Origin of the sequence: Nakamurella sp. PAMC28650 (assembly GCF_014303395.1) — a bacterium.
In the GTDB taxonomy this organism is placed as follows: Bacteria; Actinomycetota; Actinomycetes; order Mycobacteriales; family Nakamurellaceae; genus Nakamurella.
Genome location: NZ_CP060298.1, coordinates 1,195,467 through 1,214,745, shown reverse-complemented (window position 1 = coordinate 1,214,745; position 19,279 = coordinate 1,195,467). Strand labels below are relative to the sequence as shown.

Here is a 19,279-nt window from a genome sequence, read left to right as displayed (position 1 = left end):
GGCCCCGAATCAACCGGATCGCGAACCTACGGGGTGGGGCGTCCGAGCGAGGCGACCTCGACACGCTCGACGTCAGGGGCACCTCCCGGCGCGCCGACCGGCAACGCGGGAGGCGACGCGGTCGGGGCCGGCGAGGCGTGGGCGGCGATGTAGCGATCGGTCGCGGCGGCCCCGAGCGGGGCGGACATCAAGTAGCCCTGCCCGCTCTGACACCCCAGACGTAGCAATGCATCCCGCTGTGATCGGTGCTCGATACCCTCGGCCGTGGTGAGCAGGTCGAGATCGGCGGCGAGCCGGATGATGGTGGTGACGAACGCCTCGCCCTCGCGCTCGGGATCGGTGAGCGGATCGATGAAGGACTTGTCGATCTTGATGATGTCGACCGGAAGCTGCCGCAGATGGCTCAGCGAGGAGTAGCCGGTCCCGAAATCATCGATCGCCACCCGGATCCCCAGCGACTTCAGGTCGCTGAGCACCTGGGCGGTACCGGTGGGATTCGTCAGGAGCACGGTCTCGGTGACCTCGACGACCAGCCGCCGGGCGGCCAGACCCGTCGAGTCCAGAATTTCCTTGACGGTGTCCACGAATCCGGGATCCTGCAACTGCCAGCCCGAGATGTTCACCGAGATCGTGAGTGGATCCGGCGTCCGGACCGGCCACGAGACGGCCCGCTCGCAGGCGGTCTGCAGGATCCACCGGCCCAGCGGGATGATGAACCTGGTCTCCTCGGCGAGCGGGATGAACTTCAGGGGGCTGACCAGACCCAGCGTCGGGTGCCGCCACCGGACCAGACATTCGAAGCCTTCCAGACCGCCGGTGGCCAGGTCCACCTGGGGCTGGTAGTCCAGGTAGAACTGCTCCCGCCGGAGGGATCCGGGGAAGTAGTTGATGAGTGCCATCTTCTCCACCAGCCGCGAGCGCATGGCGGTCTCGAAGACGGCGACCCGGTCCTTGCCGATGGCCTTGGCCTCGTACATGGCAGCGTCCGCCTCGCTCAGCAACTGGGCGGCGGTGCTCCCCGTCCCGGCCACGGCGACCCCGACGCTGACCGACAGCGTGATCTCCTCCTCGCCCAGCCTGATGGGTTGACGCAGCACCGACAGGATCCGCTCGGCCAGGGCGGTGACGGACTCGGGCTGGTCGGCGTCCTCCATCAACACCGCGAACTCGTCGCCCCCCAGCCGGGCCACCGTCGCCAACCCGCCCACCATCGACGTCAGCCGCTTGGCCACCACGACCAGCAGCTCGTCACCCGCGTCGTGCCCGAGGCTGTCGTTGACCCCTTTGAAGTTGTCGAGATCGCAGACGCACAGGGCCACCGGACGTCTGGGCGTCGACCCGGTGATGGCCTGCTCCACCCGGTCGTGCAGCAGACCGCGGTTGGCCAGCCCGGTGAGGACGTCGTGCAGCGCGAGGTGACGGAGGTCGTCCTCGAGCACCCGCTGCGCGGCCAGGGCCGAGCGCAGCGACTGCCCCCGATCGCTGAGCATCTCGTTCTGCCGGTGGATCCTGCCGAAGAGCCAGGTGACCCGCAGACCGATGAGCACGAGCACCACGACCGAGGTGGCAGAGAGCATCGGCAGGTCCACCGGCAGCCCGATCAGGCTGTCGATCAGCACGATCAGGGGCGAGACGAAGGCTGCTCCGGCGACCAGCGGCAGCCACCGCCAGCGCTGCGGGTCCTGCTGCTCCGGGGCCGTGCGGGCGAGGGCGATGCTGGGGTGCGTGGCCGCTGCGGCCATCAACACGTAGTTCAGCAGGAAGCCGGCATTCACCGGACTCGCCGGGCCGTAGCCGCCGTGCAGCAGCTGCAGGTCGTACCCGAAGTCGGAGATCAGCATGACGCCAACGGCGGCCACCAGCAGGCGGTCCGACGTCAGCCTCGCGGTTCCCCGCAGTACGGCACCGACCACCACGCACAGGACGGCCAGATCCATCATCGGATAGGCGAGGGTGACCAACTTGGCGAGGATGTCATGGTCGCGGCTGATCACCGGGTTCACGTCGGACGGTGCTGCCCGCAGGGTCGGCCCCATCAGGAAGTGCCAGGTCAGACCCAACGCGCCCACGCACACCACGGCAGCGTCCGTCCACGTGTCACGGCCACCGGCGGCACGGCTGTTCCGTGAGATCAGATGGACGCCGACGAAAAGGAGCGGATAGCCGGCCAGATAGACGACGTCGGCCAACGACGGAACGGGGGCATCGGTGGCCAGCACCACGTCGTAGTAGTTCTGCACCAGGTCACCGATGACGAAACAGGCGTTGGCGCCGACGACGAGGTGCCACCCGCGCAGGGCAGCGGGACGGTGCAGCCGCAGGCCGACCAGCATCACGACGGTGGAGGCGATTCCGACGACCGAATACGCGAGGTCCTTGCCCACGACACCGGGAATGAAGAAGTAGCCCGCGATGGCGAGCGGGCCCAGCCCGAAAACCAGCTTCCAGATCGGCAGTTTCGTCACGGTCACCTCCACTCGTTCGTGCTCGGGAGATCGGGGTCGGGCAGCACAGAAGCCTGTTGTAGAAGACCAATGTTTGAAGAGGTTCGCCGCAGAAGCAACGGAATGCGGGCTCATTGCGCAGGTCTGACCGTGTTTCACCCGAACAGGTCGATCAACGCCCGGAAACGAGGTCCAGAGGTGGCAGTGAGTCACCATCCGGGAATACCGACGGGGCGTGACCACTGGGCCACGGCAGGACCGCTTTACACCCCTGCGCCGACGTCACCCCCTCGTCGAATCACCCTGCGTGACCTGGCTTTCACCTATTGGGGTCGACGATCTGCCGACCATACGGCTTTAGGGTCAGGAGGTGGCCCACCCCTCTCACCTCCCGCCGCAGCGCGTCCCGCTGCAACGGGGTGCGCCGTGTGCGCCGGATCCGGACCTCCCGACTCCCGCTCAGCTCGAGGCCATCACGGCCACCCTGCGGGCGATCCCGATGGCGGCCGTCGCCCACACGCTTTCGTATCGACTGTTGTCGGCCAACGACGACTGCACGACGCTGCTCGAGCTCTCGGCCGACATCTGCGGACGCCCGGTCGGTGATTTCATGCCGGCGGCGGACTTGGGGACCGCTCTGGACACCGCCCGCTCCATCCTGTCCGCGTCGCTGGACGACACCGCACTGGACGAGATCCTGCTGGGCGACACCGTGCTGCACGAGACCGTGCTGGGCGACACCGTGCTGGGCGACACCGTGCCGGGCGGGATCGAGGCGCCGGACGATTCCGCCTCGGAAGCCAGGATCCCGCCGGAAGCGGCGGGTCGGCCGACCAGCTCCCTCCGGCGTCTGATCTCCGGGAACGGCCGCGAGCTGACCTGCTGGCTGCACGTCGGAATCGCGACCATCAGCGGTTACCGCTGCTTCGTCGCCTGCATCGATCTGGTCAACCCCGTGCTCTCCCAGGCTCATCGCTGGCGGCATCGCGCCGAACACGACGAGCTCACCGGGCTCCGGCGGCGGGGCACCCTGCTCGACCAGGTGGCACAGTGGATCGACTCCCACCGCACGGTGATGCTGGCGTTCCTGGACATCGACAACTTCAAGTCGATCAACGACACCCACGGACACGCCGCCGGCGATCACGTGCTGGTCACCCTGGCCCGGCGGCTGGAGCAGCACGCCCCGCCCGGTTGCATGGCGGGACGACTGTCCGGCGACGAGTTCGTGCTGAGTCACGCCGTCGGAGGACTCGACGACCACGACGCGGGCCCGACGAACGCCCACCGCGAGGCCGACCGGCTCAGGCTGCTGGCCGTCGGGCTCCGTTGCGTGGCCGAACCGATCGCATGGGGCGAGCACCTGTTGATGATCTCGATCAGCGTGGGTGTGACGATCAGCGAGCCCGGGGAGGACCCGGCGACCCTGCTCTCCCGTGCGGACGACGCGATGTACGCCCAGAAGGCCGGCTCGGTGCGGCAGCTGCGCTGATCGAGGCGCCGACCGAGATGCTCGGGCCCGCCACGATGACCCGAGTGACGTTCCACCGTCCCCGATACGTCAGGCCCGCTCACCGTCAGGTCGGATCACTGCCGCCGGCGCCGTCACCACCGAGCAGCCCCTCGTCGCGCGCCCAGCGGAACAGCGCGGCCTCGGCCGCATCACGATCCATGGGCCCGTGTTCGAGCCTGAGTTCCTTGAGGAAGGCCCAGGCCCGGCCGACCACCGGACCGGGCCCGACTCCGAGCAGCTCCATGATCGCGTTGCCGTCCAGGTCCGGGCGCACCCTGGCCAGGTCCTCCGAAGCGGCAAGGGCGACGATCCTGGCCTCCAGATCGTCGTAGGAACGCTGCAGGGACTGCTGCCTGCGGCGGTTACGGGTCGTGCAGTCGGCGCGCACCAGTTTGTTCAGCCTCGGCAGCAGCGGCCCTGCGTCGGTGACATAGCGCCGGACCGCCGAATCCGTCCACCTCCCGTCCCCGTAGCCGTGAAAACGCAGGTGCAGGAAGGTCAGGTCGGCGACGTCCTCGGTCAAGGCCTTGGGGTACTTCAATTCCCGCATCCGCTTGCGGACCAGCTTCTTGCCGACCACCTCGTGGTGGTGGAAGCTCACCCCGCCGCCATCGGTGAAGCGTCGGGTGGCCGGCTTCCCGATGTCGTGGAGGAGAGCGGCCAGTCGCAGGGTCAGGTCGGGCCCGTCCTCCTCCAGCGCGATGGCCTGCTCGAGCACCGTCAGCGAGTGTTCGTAGACGTCCTTGTGCTGGTGGTGCTCGTCTCGTTCGAGCATCAGCGCCGGCAACTCGGGCAGCACGCGGGCGGCCAGCCCCGTGCGGGTCAGCAGGGTCAATCCGAGGCGCGGATGCTGCGCCAGCAGCAGCTTGGACAGTTCGGCGGCGATGCGTTCGGGGGTGATGCGGTCGATCTGGGTGGCCATCGCCGTCATCGCCTCGACGACCCGCACGGCCGGGGTGAAGGCCAGCTGGGCGGCGAACCGGGCGGCCCTGAGCATCCGCAGCGGGTCGTCGTTGAACGACTTCTCCGGCGTGCCCGGCGTGTCCAGGACCCCCTCGGCGAGCTGCGCCAGCCCACCGAACGGATCGGTGAACCGGTGATCCGGGAGGGAGACCGCCAGCGCGTTCACGGCGAAGTCACGCCGCAGCAGGTCGCCGGCCAGCGAGTCGCCGAAGGTGACCGACGGGTTGCGGGACTCGCCGTCGTACTGGTCGGTGCGAAACGTGGTGATCTCGAGCTGGAGCCCCTTCTTCACCACTCCGACCGTGCCGAAGGCGATACCCGTGTCCCAGGTCGACTCCGCCCAGCCCTTGACCAGCATCAGAATCTGCTCCGGGCGGGCGTCGGTGGTGAAGTCGAGATCGTTGCCGAGCCAGCCGAGCAGGGCGTCCCGGACGGATCCACCGACCAGATGCAACTCGTGGCCGGCCTTCGCGAAGCGGCGACCGAGTTCGTCGGCGACGGGGAACACCCTGAGCAACTCGGTGACCGCCGCCCGCTGCAATGCGGTGAGACCAGATGCAGGCGGATCGGTGGCAGACACAACGTACCAGTCTACGCATCGAGCGATGACCCGATCGAGCGGTGACGTTTGGGCGAATCCTGTCCCATTTGCCCGCTTTAGATCACCGGTCGACGAGGGTGGTGAGGGGAGCGGGGTGAGCGAAAGCGGGCTCGGCGCCGTCCGGCGAGGCGCTCCGGGAAGGGTCGGGCCGATAGCATCGGGCCCATGGCACCCATCCCTGCGCGCGCTCCCCGGCGGCGCAGAGCGGATGAAACCTCCGCAGGCGGCCTGGTGGTCCGCACCGAGGGCGGCGTGTTCGCCGGTGCGCTGATCGGGCGGTTGGACCGGCGCGGACGGCTCCGCTGGTCACTGCCGAAAGGCCACGTCGAAGCTGGTGAGACGACCGAGGAAGCCGCCGTCCGGGAAGTGGCGGAGGAGACGGGTATCTCGGGCCGGATCACCGCTCGTCTGGGCAGCGTGGAGTACACGTTCACCGCCGAGGGCCGCCGCATCCACAAGCGCGTGCACCACTTCCTGATGGAGGCGGTGGCCGGCGAACTATCCGATGCCGACGTCGAGGTGACCGAGGTGGCCTGGGTGCCGATGGACCAGATGCCGGTGCGGTTGGCCTACGCGGGCGAGCGGAGGCTCGCCGAACGCGCAGCTCAGTTGCTCGCCGACAGCGCGTGAGAGCCGGTCGGCACGGGGGGCGGCCCCTCGCGATCCTCCTGGCGATGGTCTTCGGACTCGTCGGCCCGGTCCTGCTGTCGGTGCAGAGCGCCGGTGCGGTCATCACCGGACCGTCTGCCGACCGGGCGCACAGCATGGCCGTGGCCCGCAACTCCAAGGCGGCTCCCTGCACGCCCGCCGTCGACGAGACCAACCCCTATCCCTACTCCAAGGACCTCACCGCCACCATCGACGGCATCGCCCCGACCGTCGTCAGTTCGACGTCAGGGAACCTGCTCACCGTGACCGGCACCATCACCAACAGCACGACCGGCCCGATCTACGACCTCCGCTACGTCTTCGAACGTGGCGAGGTCCTGTCCACGCTGCCCGCGATCAAGGCGGAGATCGCCTCACCCGGCCGACCGGACGCCGTGGTGGGACAGAACTGGAAGATCCTGGGACCCACCGCTACCTCCTCGACCGAGATCAGCATGTCGGCCGGGACCAGCGTGCGTTTCGTCGCCACCGTGCCGATCAGTTCGGCGGACGGCCTGATCATCGCCACCCGGGGTGTCTACCCCCTGATGATCAAGGTGTCCGGAGACGTGGGGACCAACGGGTGCGTGCAGTACGAGCGGGTCGGCGAGTTCCACCTGCTCGCCACGGTGCTCTCGGTCCCTCCGGCGGTCGAGACGACCCCGCCCGGCCCGGCCTCCGTCACCGGTCCGGGCGCAGTCGGGTCCGGCGGCTCCGGGTCCGGCGCCCCTGGGAGCACGTCATCTGGGAGCACGGCCAGCGGGAGCACGTTGGCCGGGAGCACCGGAAGCGGGGTTCCGTCGTCGTCCACCGACGGCCAGGGCCCGAGTGCCGTGATCTCCACCGACATCCCCACCCAGGGCTTCCCGACGACCGCCGTGTCACTCCAGCCGCCGGCGACGTCGGGGGCCCCGGTCTCCGGTCAGGTCCCCGGTCCGAGCTCTGCCACCCCGACCACCACGGCCTCGTCGCCCGCTTCCTCCACCACCACCACCCCGCCCACGACCACCCCGCCCACCACCACGCCTGCCACCTCCGCGCCTCCCAGCCCGCCCAGTCCGGCCGGAGCCGACGTCAACTCCGGCAAACACCCCGCCACCGCGCTGAATCTGATCTGGCCAATCGTCGACGCGCCGCACGTCGGACTCGGCGGAGTCTTCCTCGATGACGAGCTGGCCGCCGAGATCTCCGCCGGCGGACGGCTCGAGAAGGTGCTCTCGGCCCTGACGCAGATCGACGCGGGACCGTCGTCCACGACCGTCGTCGTCGACCCGGAACTGCTCGCCGAGATCGAGCAGATGGCGGGCGGCTATCGGGTGCAGAGTGTCAAAGGGGTAGCGCAGTCAGCGCTGATTGCGACGACTCCCACCCCGACGCCCGGCACCGGCCCGCCCACGGTCAGCGGCCCGGCCACGGTCAGCGGCCCGGTGACCGCCGCCGGGGTCGGCACCAACGTCGGTTCCACTGCAGTCGGTTCCACTGCAGTCGGGTCCACCCCGGTCGGCTCGGTAGGAAACGCCGCCCCGAGCCGGACCATCGTCGCCCCCGCCACCACGACGCCGGCCGCGACCCCCGCACCCACCCCCGCGAAGACGTCCCACCGGGTCGGTCGCTCCAGCGGGCCGGGCACGCGCGTCGCGGCGCCGAGGACCCCGGCGAAGACCGCGGCGACCTCCGTGTTGCCGTCGACCAGGGCAGCGACCGCCACGCCGACCACCGGCCCTGGCGCCCACCCCAGGCCCATCCCCACCGCCGGCAGCACCCCGAGCGCCCCGTCGACCGCACCCACCACCCCGGCGGCCCTCGCACCGCGGGATCCGACGGTGGCCGGCGTAGGTCAGGCCGCCGCGATCACGTACCTCGCAGCGCTGCGGAAGGCGGTGGCCGGCCGTCAGGTGCTGGTCCTGCCGTTTTCCGATCCGGACGCGGTGGCGATGGTCAGAGCCGGTCTGGGCCAACAACTGTCGTCCCTGGTCAGCCGCGGCCGCGACGTCGCGTCCAGGGTGCTGCAACTGGCACCGATCACCGCCCCGGGACAGCCGGGACTCGTCACCACCATGGCGATGCCCGAGGGTGGGGTCGTCGACGACGCGACCCTTGCGGCGCTGTCGAACAACGGGCTGACGCAGGCGTTGCTGTCGCCCCGCAGCCTCCAGCACGCCGGCGGAGCCATCGGTGCGGTCACCATCGACGAGGCCCGGAACGGCGGGCACGCCGTGAACGCCGTGGTCACCGACGCCGACGTCCTGTCCATGGTGAACACCGTCGTCGGCAAGGGACGTTCCGCCGGGCTCGCCGTGCGCCTCGACGCGCTGGCCGCCGTCCTCGCGGGCGGGAACTTCGACGGCAGTGCGACCCCGCTGATCCTGACCCAGTCCCACCGGTGGACTCCTGACGTGGCCGGTCTCCAGGTGCTCACGGGCCTGCTCCGTGCGATGGAATCCGGCGGTGTCCTGGCCGGTGTCCCGCTGCCCGCGATCGCCGGCGTGGCCAAGCTCGCCTCGACGGTCACCTACCCGGATGACGCGCGGCAGCACGAACTGGACGCCGACTACCTGGCCTCCGTCGGGCGTGACCTCGGCCTGCTGGCCGGCGTCAGGGACTCGGTGGCCAAGACGAAGGGCACCCTCACCCTCGACCCCGCCGACGTGCTCGATCCGCTGTCGACCGCGATGGCGCTGACCATGTCCACCGGGTTCCGGACGAACGATCGGACCGGACGCAGCATCCTGCAGACCACCGAAGCAACCCTCCGCCCGCTGCACGAAGGTGTCAAGATCGCCGCAGGCACCTCCTACACGCTGGCCGCGTCCACCTCGCCCCTGCTGATCAACGTGCGCAACGACCTGCCGTACGTCGTGACGGTCCGGGTGGTCATCCGCGGTGCCCAGACCGTCGGCATGACGGCGACCGACCCGGGACCACTGAGCATCCCGGCCGGCCAGGCCCGGCAGTTCAAGATCGAGACCAAGGTCGTCAAGGCGGGCAAGTTCCCCATCCAGGTCCAGCTGATCGCCGCCGACGGGTCCGCCTGGAGCGACCCGCAGACCATCACCGTGCGGTCGTCCGCCTACGGAACCCTCACCGTCATCCTCATCATCGTCGCCGGTGGAGCCCTTTTCCTGATGGTGGCCCTGCGCATCGTGCAGCGGATCAGGGCGCGGAACAAGGACGATGGCGACGCCGGCCGCCGCGACCGCGAGCCCGGTGACCACCAGGACCTTCACCCCCACGACGGCCACCGCGACGAAGCCGCCGATGTGCTCGAGGTTCGCAACCCGAACCGGTCGCAGACGTCATCGGACGATGCGGTGGATCGGCGCCGCGCTCCAGGACTTGGCGCTACTGGACAAGGCGCTCCAGGACTTGGCGCTCCCCGCCAGGGTGACGACAGCGACAGCGACGACGGCATGGACGATGCGGGGGGTGGGGACAAGCGATGACCGGACCGCGCCCGCCCGGTCCGTCGTCCCCCTCGGATCCGACCGGCACCCCACCCGGCAGCGGCACCCCACCCGAGTGGTTCCGCAAGTCCCAGCAGGAAAGGGGTGAGCGGGAGCGTCTCGACCAACTCCGGCTCGACCGCGAACGGTTGCAACGCGTGCAGGCCCAACGTGCCAGGGACGAGCGCGAGCAGGCCCAGCGCGAGGCCCTCACGCGGGTGAACGACACCCGTCATCCGGTATCCCGCCCACCGTCGGTACCGGGTCGCGAAGTCCGGGGCCCGGTGCGGCAGAACGAGCGGCCGTGGATCGGCGCGCCCCCCGGAGCGATGTTCCCGGCCGCCGAGGACGCGACCATGTTGATCCAGCGGATCACCGACCAGGCCGTGCCCCGTCAGGTCCGCGACGACGAGACGGTCAGCATCGGCCGCTCGGCCACCGACGGCATGAAGACGGCCAGCACCGCCGGCGTCGTGCGCGCCGGCGCTCTGATGGCCATCGCGACCGTCGTCAGTCGCGTCACCGGTCTGCTGTCCAAGACCGCCCTGGTCGCCATCATCGGCAGCGGCCTGACCAACAGCGCCTACACCGTCGCCAACACCCTGCCCAACATCGTCTTCGAGTTGCTGATCGGCGGCGTGCTGACCTCCGTCGCCATCCCGCTGCTGACCAGGGCGCAGCGTTCGGATGCGGACGGCGGCCAGGAGTACACCCAGCGACTCATGACGATCGCGGTCGTCGGCCTGCTGATCGCCACCGTCATCGCCGTCGCCGCCGCGCCCCTGCTGACCCATCTCTACGCACCCAGCAGCTCGGCCCGCAACCCCGACCTCGTGTCGCAGACGGCCCTGACGACCAAGTTGGGCCGGCTGCTGCTGCCACAGATCTTCTTCTACGGGGTGGCGGCACTGTTCGGAGCCATCCTCAACACCAAGGAGCGGTTCGCCGCCAACGCCTGGGCACCGGTGCTGAACAACGTCATCGTCATCGTCGTCGCCGGCGTGCTGCTGACGGTGCGCGTCTCCAATACGTCCCTCACCCGTGGCCTCAACACGACCGAGCTGCTGATCCTGGGGGTCGGCACCACGCTGGGCATCGTCCTGCAGGCCGTGGTGATGATCCCGGCGCTCCTGCGGTCCGGATTCCGCTTCCGCTGGCGATGGGGTTGGGACCGTCGCCTCACCGAGGCCGGCGGACTGGTCGGCTGGGCCTTGGTCTACGTGTTGATCTCGCAGGTGGGCGTGGTGGTGACCACCAGGGTCGCCTTCGGGTCCGCCTCCAGCGGGCCGCTGGTCTTCAGCTACGCGTCGCTGCTGTTCCAGATGCCGTACGGCATCCTGGGCGTCGCGGTCCTGACGGCGATCATGCCGCGACTGGCCCGTCACGCGGCGGCCGGGCAGATGGAGGACGTCAAGGACGACGTCTCGCTGGCCAACCGGCTCTCGTCGGTGGCGCTGCTGCCCGTCTCGGCCGCCCTGATCGTCCTCGGGACCAGCCTCGCCACGGTGCTGTTCGGCTACGGGCAGGCCGCCCATGCCGACGTCCTTCGCATCGGGGTGACCATCGCAGCGATGGCCATCGGACTGGTGCCACTGGCCATGACGCTCGTCCAGATGCGGGTCTTCTACGCCGTCAAGGACGGTCGGACCCCGACGATCATCAACGGGGTGATGGTCGCGGTGCGCGTGCCGCTGCTGCTCGTCAGTGCCTCGTTGGACCCGAAATGGGTGATCCCCGGACTGGCCCTCTCGACGGCGATCTCGTACCTCGTCGGAGCGGTGGTCGGCGAGTTCTGGCTACGCGCCCGTTTCGGCCGGATGGGCAGCACCCGCACCCTGACCACCATCGGGAAGATGTTCCTCGCGTCCGCCGTCGGCGGCGGCGCCGCCTACGTCGTGCTGCGCTCTACGGTCGGAACCTCCCCGGACGGCCCCGTCGACGCGGTCAGGATCCTCCTGCTCGGCGGCATCGTCGGGCTGCTGGTGATCTCGATCATGTCGATCGTCCTGGGCGTCGAGGAGTTGGACCCGGTGCGTCGCAGGGTCCTGCGCGTGCTCGGCTTCCGGCCGCCCGTCACCGCGACTTCACCCTCGTCAATGGGAGGATCTGCGGGGCCCGTCGTGTTGACGGTTCCCACTGCCCGCCCTGGCACACCGGCCCGCCCACCCACACCAGCCCGCCCACCCATCAGAGAGCAGGTCACCAAGCGCGTGAGCGATGCAGGTGCGGGCCGTCCCCGCGACACCCCCGACGGGCCGGTCCCGGTCGTCCATCCGGTGCCAGGGTCCTCGCCCAACGACACCACCATCGGTTCCGGCTCCGGTTCGGAGAACACCGTGAACCTGGGCGGTACCTCCGGAGCCGGCGGCCCACCGGTGGTACTGGCCCCCGGAGCGACCGTCGGGGGCCGGTACCGGCTGGTCAGCCTGGTCGGGGCGGACGACGCCGGCAACCGCTTCTGGCGCGCCAAGGACACCGTGCTCCCGCGGGACATGGCGGTGACGCTGCTCCCGGACACCAACGCCGCCTCGGCGACCGTCGCCAGGACGCTGCGGGTCGGACGCCTGCACCACATCGGCCTTCCGCAGACCTTGGACGTCGGCACCGAGCAGGGCCAGTCGTACGTCGTCGGGCAGTGGGTGGACGGGGCGACCCTGACCGATCTGCTGGCCGGTGGACCGTTGGAACCCGACGTCGCCACATCGATCACCGCGAAGGTGTCCGAAGCGGTCGCCGAGGCCCATCGCAACGGCATCGCCCTCGGCGCCATCAATCCCTCGCTGGTGCGCGTGAACTTCGACGGTCAGGTGCGGCTCTCGCACGTCATCGCGCACGGCAACGCCACCCCTGACCAGGACATCCGCGCCGTCGGCGGCCTCCTCTACCTGATGCTGACCGGTACCTGGCCGCTGCCCGCCGGCGCGGCCGCCTGGACCGGTGCTGCCGGTGCCGGCGGTGCCGGCGGTGCCGATCGCACCGTCAGGCCCGGCGGCGGCACGCCGGGGCAACTGACCCCCGCGCCGACCAGGATGGGCCGGGAGGTTCCCGCCTCCGAGGTTCGTCCCGGCGTTCCCGAGGCACTCTCGGCGCTGGCCGAGCGGGCCCTCCATCCGGACGACCCGGCCGGGATCCACGCCGTCGGAGCCATCGCGGCACTGCTGCGCCAGCCCGACATCGCCCCGCCGGCACCGTCCGCGGGCGTGGCCGAGCCGATCAGACCCGTGCTCAACCCCGCCGAGCGCCGGCTGGTCAAGGAACGACGGGCCAAGCTCGGGATCGCGGCCGTGATGATCGCGGCGTTCTCGGCACTGATCATCATCGTGGTGGCGAGTCTGGCCAAGACCGTGATGGGAGACGTCGCGGGGCCGACGGTCACCGCAGCGCAGAAGCTGACCTCGGCACCGACCGCTCCGGCGGTTCCGGTCACCAAGCCGACTCCGGCCAGGACCTCGGCGACGAAGCCGACCACTGCCTCGGCGTCGGGCCCGACGCCGTCGAGCAGTGCCTCCAGCTCCGCGGCTCCTGCACCGGCCGTGGTGCAGAAGATCGAGTCCGCGTCCGTGTACGACCCGAAGGGCGACGGCGTCAAGGACTTCGCCGACCGGGTCCCACTGGCCTATGACGGGGATCCGACCACATTCTGGGAAACATTCGTCTACATCCGGCAGTTCCCCTCCCTCAAGCCCGGCGTCGGCCTCCAGCTGACCTTCGCGGGCCCGATCACCCCGACCTCGGTGACCGTCTCCTCCGACACCCCGAACACCGTCGTCGAGGTGCGTTCGGCCACCGGGGTCGACCTGCCCTACGAGCAGACCACGGCATTGGGCCGCGGCAACATCCCGCCGGGCACGAACAGCGCCCCCGGAACGGCGACCATCCCGCTCACGAACGCGCCGAAGTCGCAGTTCCTGGTGATCTTCGTGGTGCAGATGGCCCCCACCGGATCACGATTCCAATCCCACCTCAACGAGATCTCGGTCTCGGGCAACTGATGCCGGACGCGCTGCTCCGCTGGGTCGCCCGGCCGGGCCGATAGGCTCGCGGCGTGCAGGCCCTGGATTCCGGACGGAGCGACGCCGAACTGCTGGCCGCGCACACCGCCGGCGACCCGCAGGCGTTCGGCGAGCTGGTGGCCCGTCACCGGGACCGGATGTGGGCGGTGGCGCTGCGCACACTGCGCGATCCCGAGGAAGCGGCCGACGCCGTCCAGGACGCCTTCATCTCCGCCTTCCGGGCCGCCGACCGCTTCCGGGCCGAATCGGCCGTCACCACCTGGCTGCACCGGATCGTCGTCAACGCCTGCCTGGACCGGATCCGTCGGGGTCAGGTCCGGCCGACGGTGCCGCTCCCGGAGGAGGGACCCGGCGAGCCGGCCGTCCGGCGATGCCTACGCGGATCGCGAGCTGGCGATGGACATCGAACAGGCACTGGGGACCATCCCGGGCGACCAACGTGCCGCGATCGTGCTCGTCGACGTCGAGGGCTACTCGGTCGCGGATGCGGCCGTGGCGCTCGGGGTCGCGGAGGGCACCGTCAAGAGCCGCTGCGCCCGGGGGCGGGCGAAGTTGGCGGTTCTGCTGGGGCATCTGCGGAACCTGGACGGTCCCGGCAGCGTCAGAGACTCCGACGGTGAACCGTGCGCGCCGGGCTCTTCCGGTATCTCCGCAGTTCCAGGCACCAGACCAGGTGGATCGCCACCGAGTCGCGCGGAAGGGAGTGACACCAGATGAGTACCGACCCGGCCCCCCCGGCCGTCCCGAGCGGCCCGCCGTGGAGCATCGACGTGCTGGCCGATCTGCAGGCCGGCGTCCACTCCGCAGACGTCTCCGCCCGGCTGCGCGCCCAGGTCGCGGGTGACCCGGAGGCCACGGCGATCCTGGCTGCTCTCGAATCGACCGTCGATGCGCTCTCGTTGTTGCCGCTCCCGCCCATGCCCGAACGCTACGCAGTGCGTCTGGACGCCGCGATCGCAGCCGAGAGCTCCGCCCGGGCGGTTGGATCCGCCGCTGCTGTCCGCCGGCCCGCACAGCCAGGATTCGCGCCGCCGGCCTTTCGAGCGCCGGCGGAACAACCCGGCCCGGCCCACACGTCGCCGTCGCCGTCTCCGCAACTGACCTCCACACCGCCTGCTGGGGCTGTTCCCGCCCAGTTCGCGCCCCGCGACCAGTTCGCACCCCAGGACCAGTTCGCACCCCAGGACCGGCTCGGTGGGCAGCCGCGGTTCGACGGCCCAGGTGTGCCGGCCCAGGGACCGACCCGACCGACCGATCAACCGCCGCCCGGCACCGTGATCTCGCTGGACGCCGCGCGATCCAGACGCCGGCGGTGGGTCGGGGGGCTCGGTATCGCCGCTGCGGTGGTGGTGGGCGCCACCATCACCCTGACGTCGCTGAACCAATCCGGTAGTCCGTCCCAGGCGGTTCCCCAGGCCGGGAGCACCGCACCCGCCGTCACCGTCACGGGCGGCGCCCCGAATGCGCTGGAGCTCACGCCGGGCCAGTTCCAGCAGGCGTACCAGCAGATCAACGGCGCGCACAGCGGTCCGCTCACCGATCCCCTGGTGTCGGCGGCCTGCTACGGCGCCAACCAGATCGCGGGGGCGGACGTCCTCGGCGTCACCCAGGTCACCTTCAAGGGCCGGCGGGCCTCCGCCATCGCCGTCCGGGTGAGCGCGACCCAGGCCCGCATCGTCGTGGTCGGTCTGGGCTGCGGGGTCAACGGGGCCAAGGCCGCGCTCGACTCCGAGACCGTCGCCCGCTGACCCCCGCCCCGCAACCCGCAACCCCGCCCCGCCCCGCCCCTCAACCCGCAAGGCAACCCCGCCCCGCGCTTATCAACATCGTCGGCGCTCATGAACGTCACGATTCTGGGACTCATGTGACGGAAGTCGACCCGATCATGAGCGCGGCGGATCGACCCGACAGGGAAGGCGACCGTCACCTCACGGGGAATGACTGTCGGTAGGCTGTTGTTCTATCGACTGTGCCCCGCGAACAGCGGTGATGGAGGGAAATTTCGTGTCCGACCCAGCAGTTGATCTGTCCGACAGCACCGTGTCCGGTACCCCGGGCGCGGACGGCGCCGGCATCGGCATCGGCATCGGCATCGGCGACAAGATCCACGACGTCATCGTCATCGGGTCCGGTCCGGCCGGTTACACGGCGGCCCTGTACCTCGCGCGCGCCGACCTCAAGCCACTCGTCTTCGAAGGTTTCGCGTACGGCGGGGCCCTGATGACGACCACCGAGGTGGAGAACTTCCCCGGCTTCGCCGACGGAATCATGGGTCCCGAGCTGATGGCCAAGATGCGCGAGCAGGCCGAACGCTTCGGCGCCGACCTGCGCGGCACGGATGTGGAATCCGTTGACCTGGCCGGACCGATCAAGTCCGTCACGGTCGACGGCGAGATCTTCCGGGCCCACTCGGTCGTGCTGGCCACCGGCTCGGCGGCCCGCTACCTCGGACTCCCGGACGAACAGCGCCTCATCGGCCGCGGCGTCTCCGCCTGCGCGACCTGCGACGGCTTCTTCTTCCGCGATCACGACATCGTCGTGGTCGGTGGTGGCGACACGGCGATGGAAGAGGCCACCTTCCTGACGAAGTTCGCCAGATCCGTGACGATCGTGCACCGCCGGGAGGAATTCCGCGCCAGCCCGGTCATGCTCGACCGCGCGCGGGCCAACCCCAAGATCACGTGGGCCACCAACGCCTCGATCACCGCGGTCCACGGCGACACCACGGTCTCTGGCGTCACGCTGACCGACACCAGGACCGGTGAGACCTCGGAACTGGCCGTCACCGGGCTGTTCGTCGCCATCGGCCACGACCCCCGGTCCGAGTTGTTCCATGGCGTCGTCGACCTGGACGGTGAGGGCTACGTCCTGACCGGTGGCGACATCGGCGCCGGCCGCTCCACCGCGACCAGCCTCGAGGGTGTCTTCGCCTGCGGAGACCTGGTCGATCACACCTACCGTCAGGCCATCACGGCCGCCGGTTCGGGCTGCTCGGCCGCCTTGGACGCGCAGCACTTCCTGTCCACGCACCAGCTGGCCGCGGTCACAGATCCGGAACCTGCCCAGGTTTCGATCAGTGTCTGACAATCCCTACCCCACAACAGATTGAGGTTCAATCATGGCTACCGTCAAGGTCACCGACGCCAGCTTCGCCGATGACGTCCTGATGTCCGAGAAGCCGGTCATCGTCGACTTCTGGGCCGAATGGTGCGGCCCGTGCCGCATGGTCGCCCCGATCCTCGAGGAGATCTCCGACAAGCACGGCGACAAGGTCACCATCGCCAAGCTCGACATCGACGCCAACCCCGAGATCGCCCAGCAGTACCAGATCCTCTCGATCCCGACCATGCTCGTGTTCAAGGGCGGCAAGCCGGTCAAGCAGATCGTCGGCGCCAAGCCGAAGGCGGCGCTGCTCGCCGAGTTCGCCGACATCCTGGCCTGACGGGCCGTCACCCGGCGGGGTCTTCCCGACGCCTGGAACGCCCTGCCACTCTGAAACGATCAAGTTCCGGCATCCGGGTGAGTGGGCAGGCAACTGCGCCCACTTGACGTCGTTTTGTCCGACTGGAGGCCCACGCGGATCGGGCAAATGGTCGGGTATCCACTGGGTACCCGGCCATTTGTGCGTCATTCGGCCGATGTGTCGTGCGGGTGGCCCTGGGCGTTGCACAATGGTGAACGGCCCCAGGGCCAGGTGCCACGAGGCACAGTCGCAGCGACCACCAGGGCGCCGACACACACGGCAGGGCGAGCACCACGGGGACGAGGGCGAACGATGCTGTTGCGGCGAGGAGATCGAGGCGCAGCCGTCGCAGCTGTCCGGAATGCACTGTCCTCACTGCAGAAGCTCCCCGCGCTGGACCCGGCCGTCGATCCCGCAGACGTGGAGTTCGACGTCGCCACCGACGGTGCCATCCGCCAGTTCCAGCAGGAGCGCGGGCTGATCGTCGACGGCATCGTCGGCCCCGTCACCGTCCGCTCGTTGACCGACGCGCGCTGGGCCCTCGGCGATCGCACCCTGGCCTACACGCTGTCCGCCGTGATGAGCGGTGACGACGTCCAGACCCTGCAGATCAGGCTGGCCGAACTCGGCTACAACACCGGACGGCCGGACGGCGTGTTCGGTTCGTTGACCGACGCCTGCGTCCGTGACTTCCAGCGTCACCGCGGTCTGCCGGAGGACGGCGTGTTCGGATCCGACACTTACCGCGAACTCAACCGCATCGGCCGGAGGGGCACGGGCGGTCGACCGTTCTTCCTCCGTGAGCACCAGAACCTGCGCCAGGCCGGTCCCCGCCTGTACGGAAAGCGGATCGTCATCGATCCGGCCCACGGGGGCGACGAGGCCGGGTGGGTCAGCGGTGGAGTGCGCGCGTCGGACCTGACGTACGACCTCGCCCGCCGACTGGAGAGCCGCATGCTGGCCACCGGTATGGAGACCTTCCTGACCAGGGGCGCGCACCAGAACCCCACCGTCGAGGAACGCTGTGGGCTGGCCAACGAGGTCAACGCGGACCTGATGCTGAGCCTGCACGTCGACGGTTCGGTGTCCGGACTGGCGTCCGGGATCGCGACCTTCCACTTCGGTACCGACTCCGGCGCCACCTCGACCGTCGGGGAGACCCTGGCCGAACTGGTGCAGCGAGAACTGGTCGCCCGCACCCAGATGACCGACTGCCGGGTGCACCACCGCACCTGGGACATCCTGCGCCTGACGAAGATGCCGGCGATCCAGGTCGAACTCGGCTACCTGTCCAACGACGCCGAGCGTGACCGTCTGGTTCGGGACGACTTCCGGAACACCCTTGCCGACGGGATCCTCGTCGCGGTGAAACGGCTCTACATGGACGGACGCGACGACCCGCACACGGGCACGTTCACCTTCTCCGAGCTGCTCGCCCACGAACAGGCCGTCCAGGACGCCTGACGTCTTCGCCGTGCGAGGTCCGCGCTGCGTATCCCACGGCTACTCCAGAGGACCGGGGTAGGCGGCCTCGGCCTTGTCGGCGAGGAGGTTCGTCTGCCTCCTGACGACGAGGAAGACGACCACCACCACGACCACCGCAATGCCGATCGCGACATAGTTGACGATGCCGGACAGCTGCTTGAGCGTATTGCCCGCCGCGTAGAAACCGAAGGCGTAGATCGCCGACCAGACCAGCCCGCCGAGCGCGTTGTAGAGGAGAAATCGGGGCCAGGACATGCGGACGGTGCCGGCCAGGAAGGCTGCGAACGTGCGCAGCACCGAGACGAACCGCCCGAAGAAGACGACCTTGCCTCCGTGCCGGTCGAACATATAGCGACCCACCTTGAGCTTGCGCTCGTCCAGATGGATCTTCGGACCGTACTTGCGGGCGAGCTTGTAGCCGCCCTTGTTGCCGATCCAATAGCCGACGTTGTCACCGAGGATCGCCCCGGCCGCGGCGGCGGCGAAGATGACCCAGATGTTGAGGTTGCCCGAGGTGGCCGCATAGGTGGCCGCCGCGATCAGCACGGTCTCGCCGGGGAGCGGGATACCGACGCTCTCCAGCCCGATGACCAGGAACACGGCGTAGTAGCCGTAGTTGCTGATCAGGTCGTTGACGTTCATCATCTGCTTTCCTGTGACTCTTCGGGGCTACCGGGCACACACCCGGTAGTGACGTCATCTCTAC

11 protein-coding genes and 1 pseudogene are annotated in these 19,279 nt (G+C 69.6%); 9 read left to right on the top strand and 3 right to left on the bottom strand.

Annotated features, from left to right (window positions below):
• Positions 1-26 precede the first annotated feature (26 nt).
• Positions 27-2,465 (bottom strand): bifunctional diguanylate cyclase/phosphodiesterase, encoded by a 2,439-nt coding sequence (locus H7F38_RS05505; protein WP_187093197.1) that lies wholly within the window; start codon positions 2,463-2,465, stop codon positions 27-29.
• A 349-nt stretch (positions 2,466-2,814) separates the two neighbouring features.
• Here H7F38_RS05505 and H7F38_RS05500 point away from each other — a divergent pair, with 349 nt between their 5' ends.
• Positions 2,815-3,936, top strand: coding sequence for a diguanylate cyclase (locus tag H7F38_RS05500; protein ID WP_187093196.1), 1,122 nt, complete (start codon positions 2,815-2,817; stop codon positions 3,934-3,936).
• An 85-nt stretch (positions 3,937-4,021) separates the two neighbouring features.
• On the opposite strand, the gene H7F38_RS05495 is transcribed toward H7F38_RS05500, so the two are convergent.
• A complete protein-coding gene (locus H7F38_RS05495; RefSeq protein WP_187093195.1) occupies positions 4,022-5,500 on the bottom strand; it encodes a CCA tRNA nucleotidyltransferase in 1,479 nt (492 codons plus the stop codon).
• Between the two features lie 186 nt (positions 5,501-5,686).
• On the opposite strand from H7F38_RS05495, the gene H7F38_RS05490 reads away from it, so the two are divergent.
• From H7F38_RS05490 to H7F38_RS05455, 8 genes and pseudogenes are all read left to right on the top strand, one after another.
• Positions 5,687-6,151, top strand: coding sequence for an NUDIX hydrolase (locus H7F38_RS05490; protein WP_187093194.1), 465 nt, complete (start codon positions 5,687-5,689; stop codon positions 6,149-6,151).
• A gap of 44 nt (positions 6,152-6,195) precedes the next feature.
• The gene (locus tag H7F38_RS05485; protein ID WP_187093193.1) at positions 6,196-9,612 is read left to right on the top strand and encodes a DUF6049 family protein; all 3,417 of its coding nucleotides are present in this window, start codon (positions 6,196-6,198) and stop codon (positions 9,610-9,612) included.
• The gene (murJ, locus tag H7F38_RS05480) at positions 9,609-13,604 is read left to right on the top strand and encodes a murein biosynthesis integral membrane protein MurJ (protein WP_187093192.1); all 3,996 of its coding nucleotides are present in this window, start codon (positions 9,609-9,611) and stop codon (positions 13,602-13,604) included. Before H7F38_RS05485 ends, murJ begins: the two co-directional genes overlap by 4 nt.
• Before the next feature lie 158 nt (positions 13,605-13,762).
• Positions 13,763-14,342: pseudogene (sigM, locus tag H7F38_RS26510) on the top strand (RNA polymerase sigma factor SigM).
• Positions 14,339-15,373 carry a hypothetical protein gene (locus H7F38_RS05470; RefSeq protein ID WP_187093191.1) on the top strand — a complete coding sequence of 345 codons (1,035 nt, stop codon included), beginning with the start codon at positions 14,339-14,341 and terminating at the stop codon, positions 15,371-15,373. The pseudogene sigM and the gene H7F38_RS05470 overlap by 4 nt, the downstream one beginning before the upstream one ends.
• Positions 15,374-15,716: 343 nt before the next feature.
• Positions 15,717-16,709, top strand: coding sequence for a thioredoxin-disulfide reductase (trxB, locus tag H7F38_RS05465; protein WP_370531333.1), 993 nt, complete (start codon positions 15,717-15,719; stop codon positions 16,707-16,709).
• Positions 16,710-16,740: 31 nt separating this feature from the next.
• The gene (gene trxA, locus H7F38_RS05460; RefSeq protein WP_370531332.1) at positions 16,741-17,067 is read left to right on the top strand and encodes a thioredoxin; all 327 of its coding nucleotides are present in this window, start codon (positions 16,741-16,743) and stop codon (positions 17,065-17,067) included.
• A gap of 333 nt (positions 17,068-17,400) precedes the next feature.
• On the top strand, positions 17,401-18,552 hold the full coding sequence (locus H7F38_RS05455) for an N-acetylmuramoyl-L-alanine amidase (protein ID WP_187093188.1): 1,152 nt from the start codon (positions 17,401-17,403) through the stop codon (positions 18,550-18,552).
• Positions 18,553-18,591: 39 nt separating this feature from the next.
• Here the strand turns inward: H7F38_RS05455 and H7F38_RS05450 are convergent, their stop codons facing one another.
• Positions 18,592-19,218, bottom strand: a complete 627-nt coding sequence (locus H7F38_RS05450) for a DedA family protein (RefSeq protein WP_187093187.1) — start codon at positions 19,216-19,218, stop codon at positions 18,592-18,594.
• Positions 19,219-19,279: the final 61 nt, after the last annotated feature.

What these genes read in the sequence shown, in the direction of transcription:
- H7F38_RS05455 (WP_187093188.1), top strand. Translation starts at nt 17,401, where the DNA reads ATGCTGTTGCGGCGAGGAGATCGAGGCGCAGCCGTCGCAGCTGTCCGG.
- H7F38_RS05490 (WP_187093194.1), top strand. Translation starts at nt 5,687, where the DNA reads ATGGCACCCATCCCTGCGCGCGCTCCCCGGCGGCGCAGAGCGGATGAA.
- murJ (WP_187093192.1), top strand. Translation starts at nt 9,609, where the DNA reads ATGACCGGACCGCGCCCGCCCGGTCCGTCGTCCCCCTCGGATCCGACC.
- H7F38_RS05450 (WP_187093187.1), bottom strand. Translation starts at nt 19,218, where the DNA reads ATGATGAACGTCAACGACCTGATCAGCAACTACGGCTACTACGCCGTG.
- H7F38_RS05485 (WP_187093193.1), top strand. Translation starts at nt 6,196, where the DNA reads ATGGTCTTCGGACTCGTCGGCCCGGTCCTGCTGTCGGTGCAGAGCGCC.
- H7F38_RS05470 (WP_187093191.1), top strand. Translation starts at nt 14,339, where the DNA reads ATGAGTACCGACCCGGCCCCCCCGGCCGTCCCGAGCGGCCCGCCGTGG.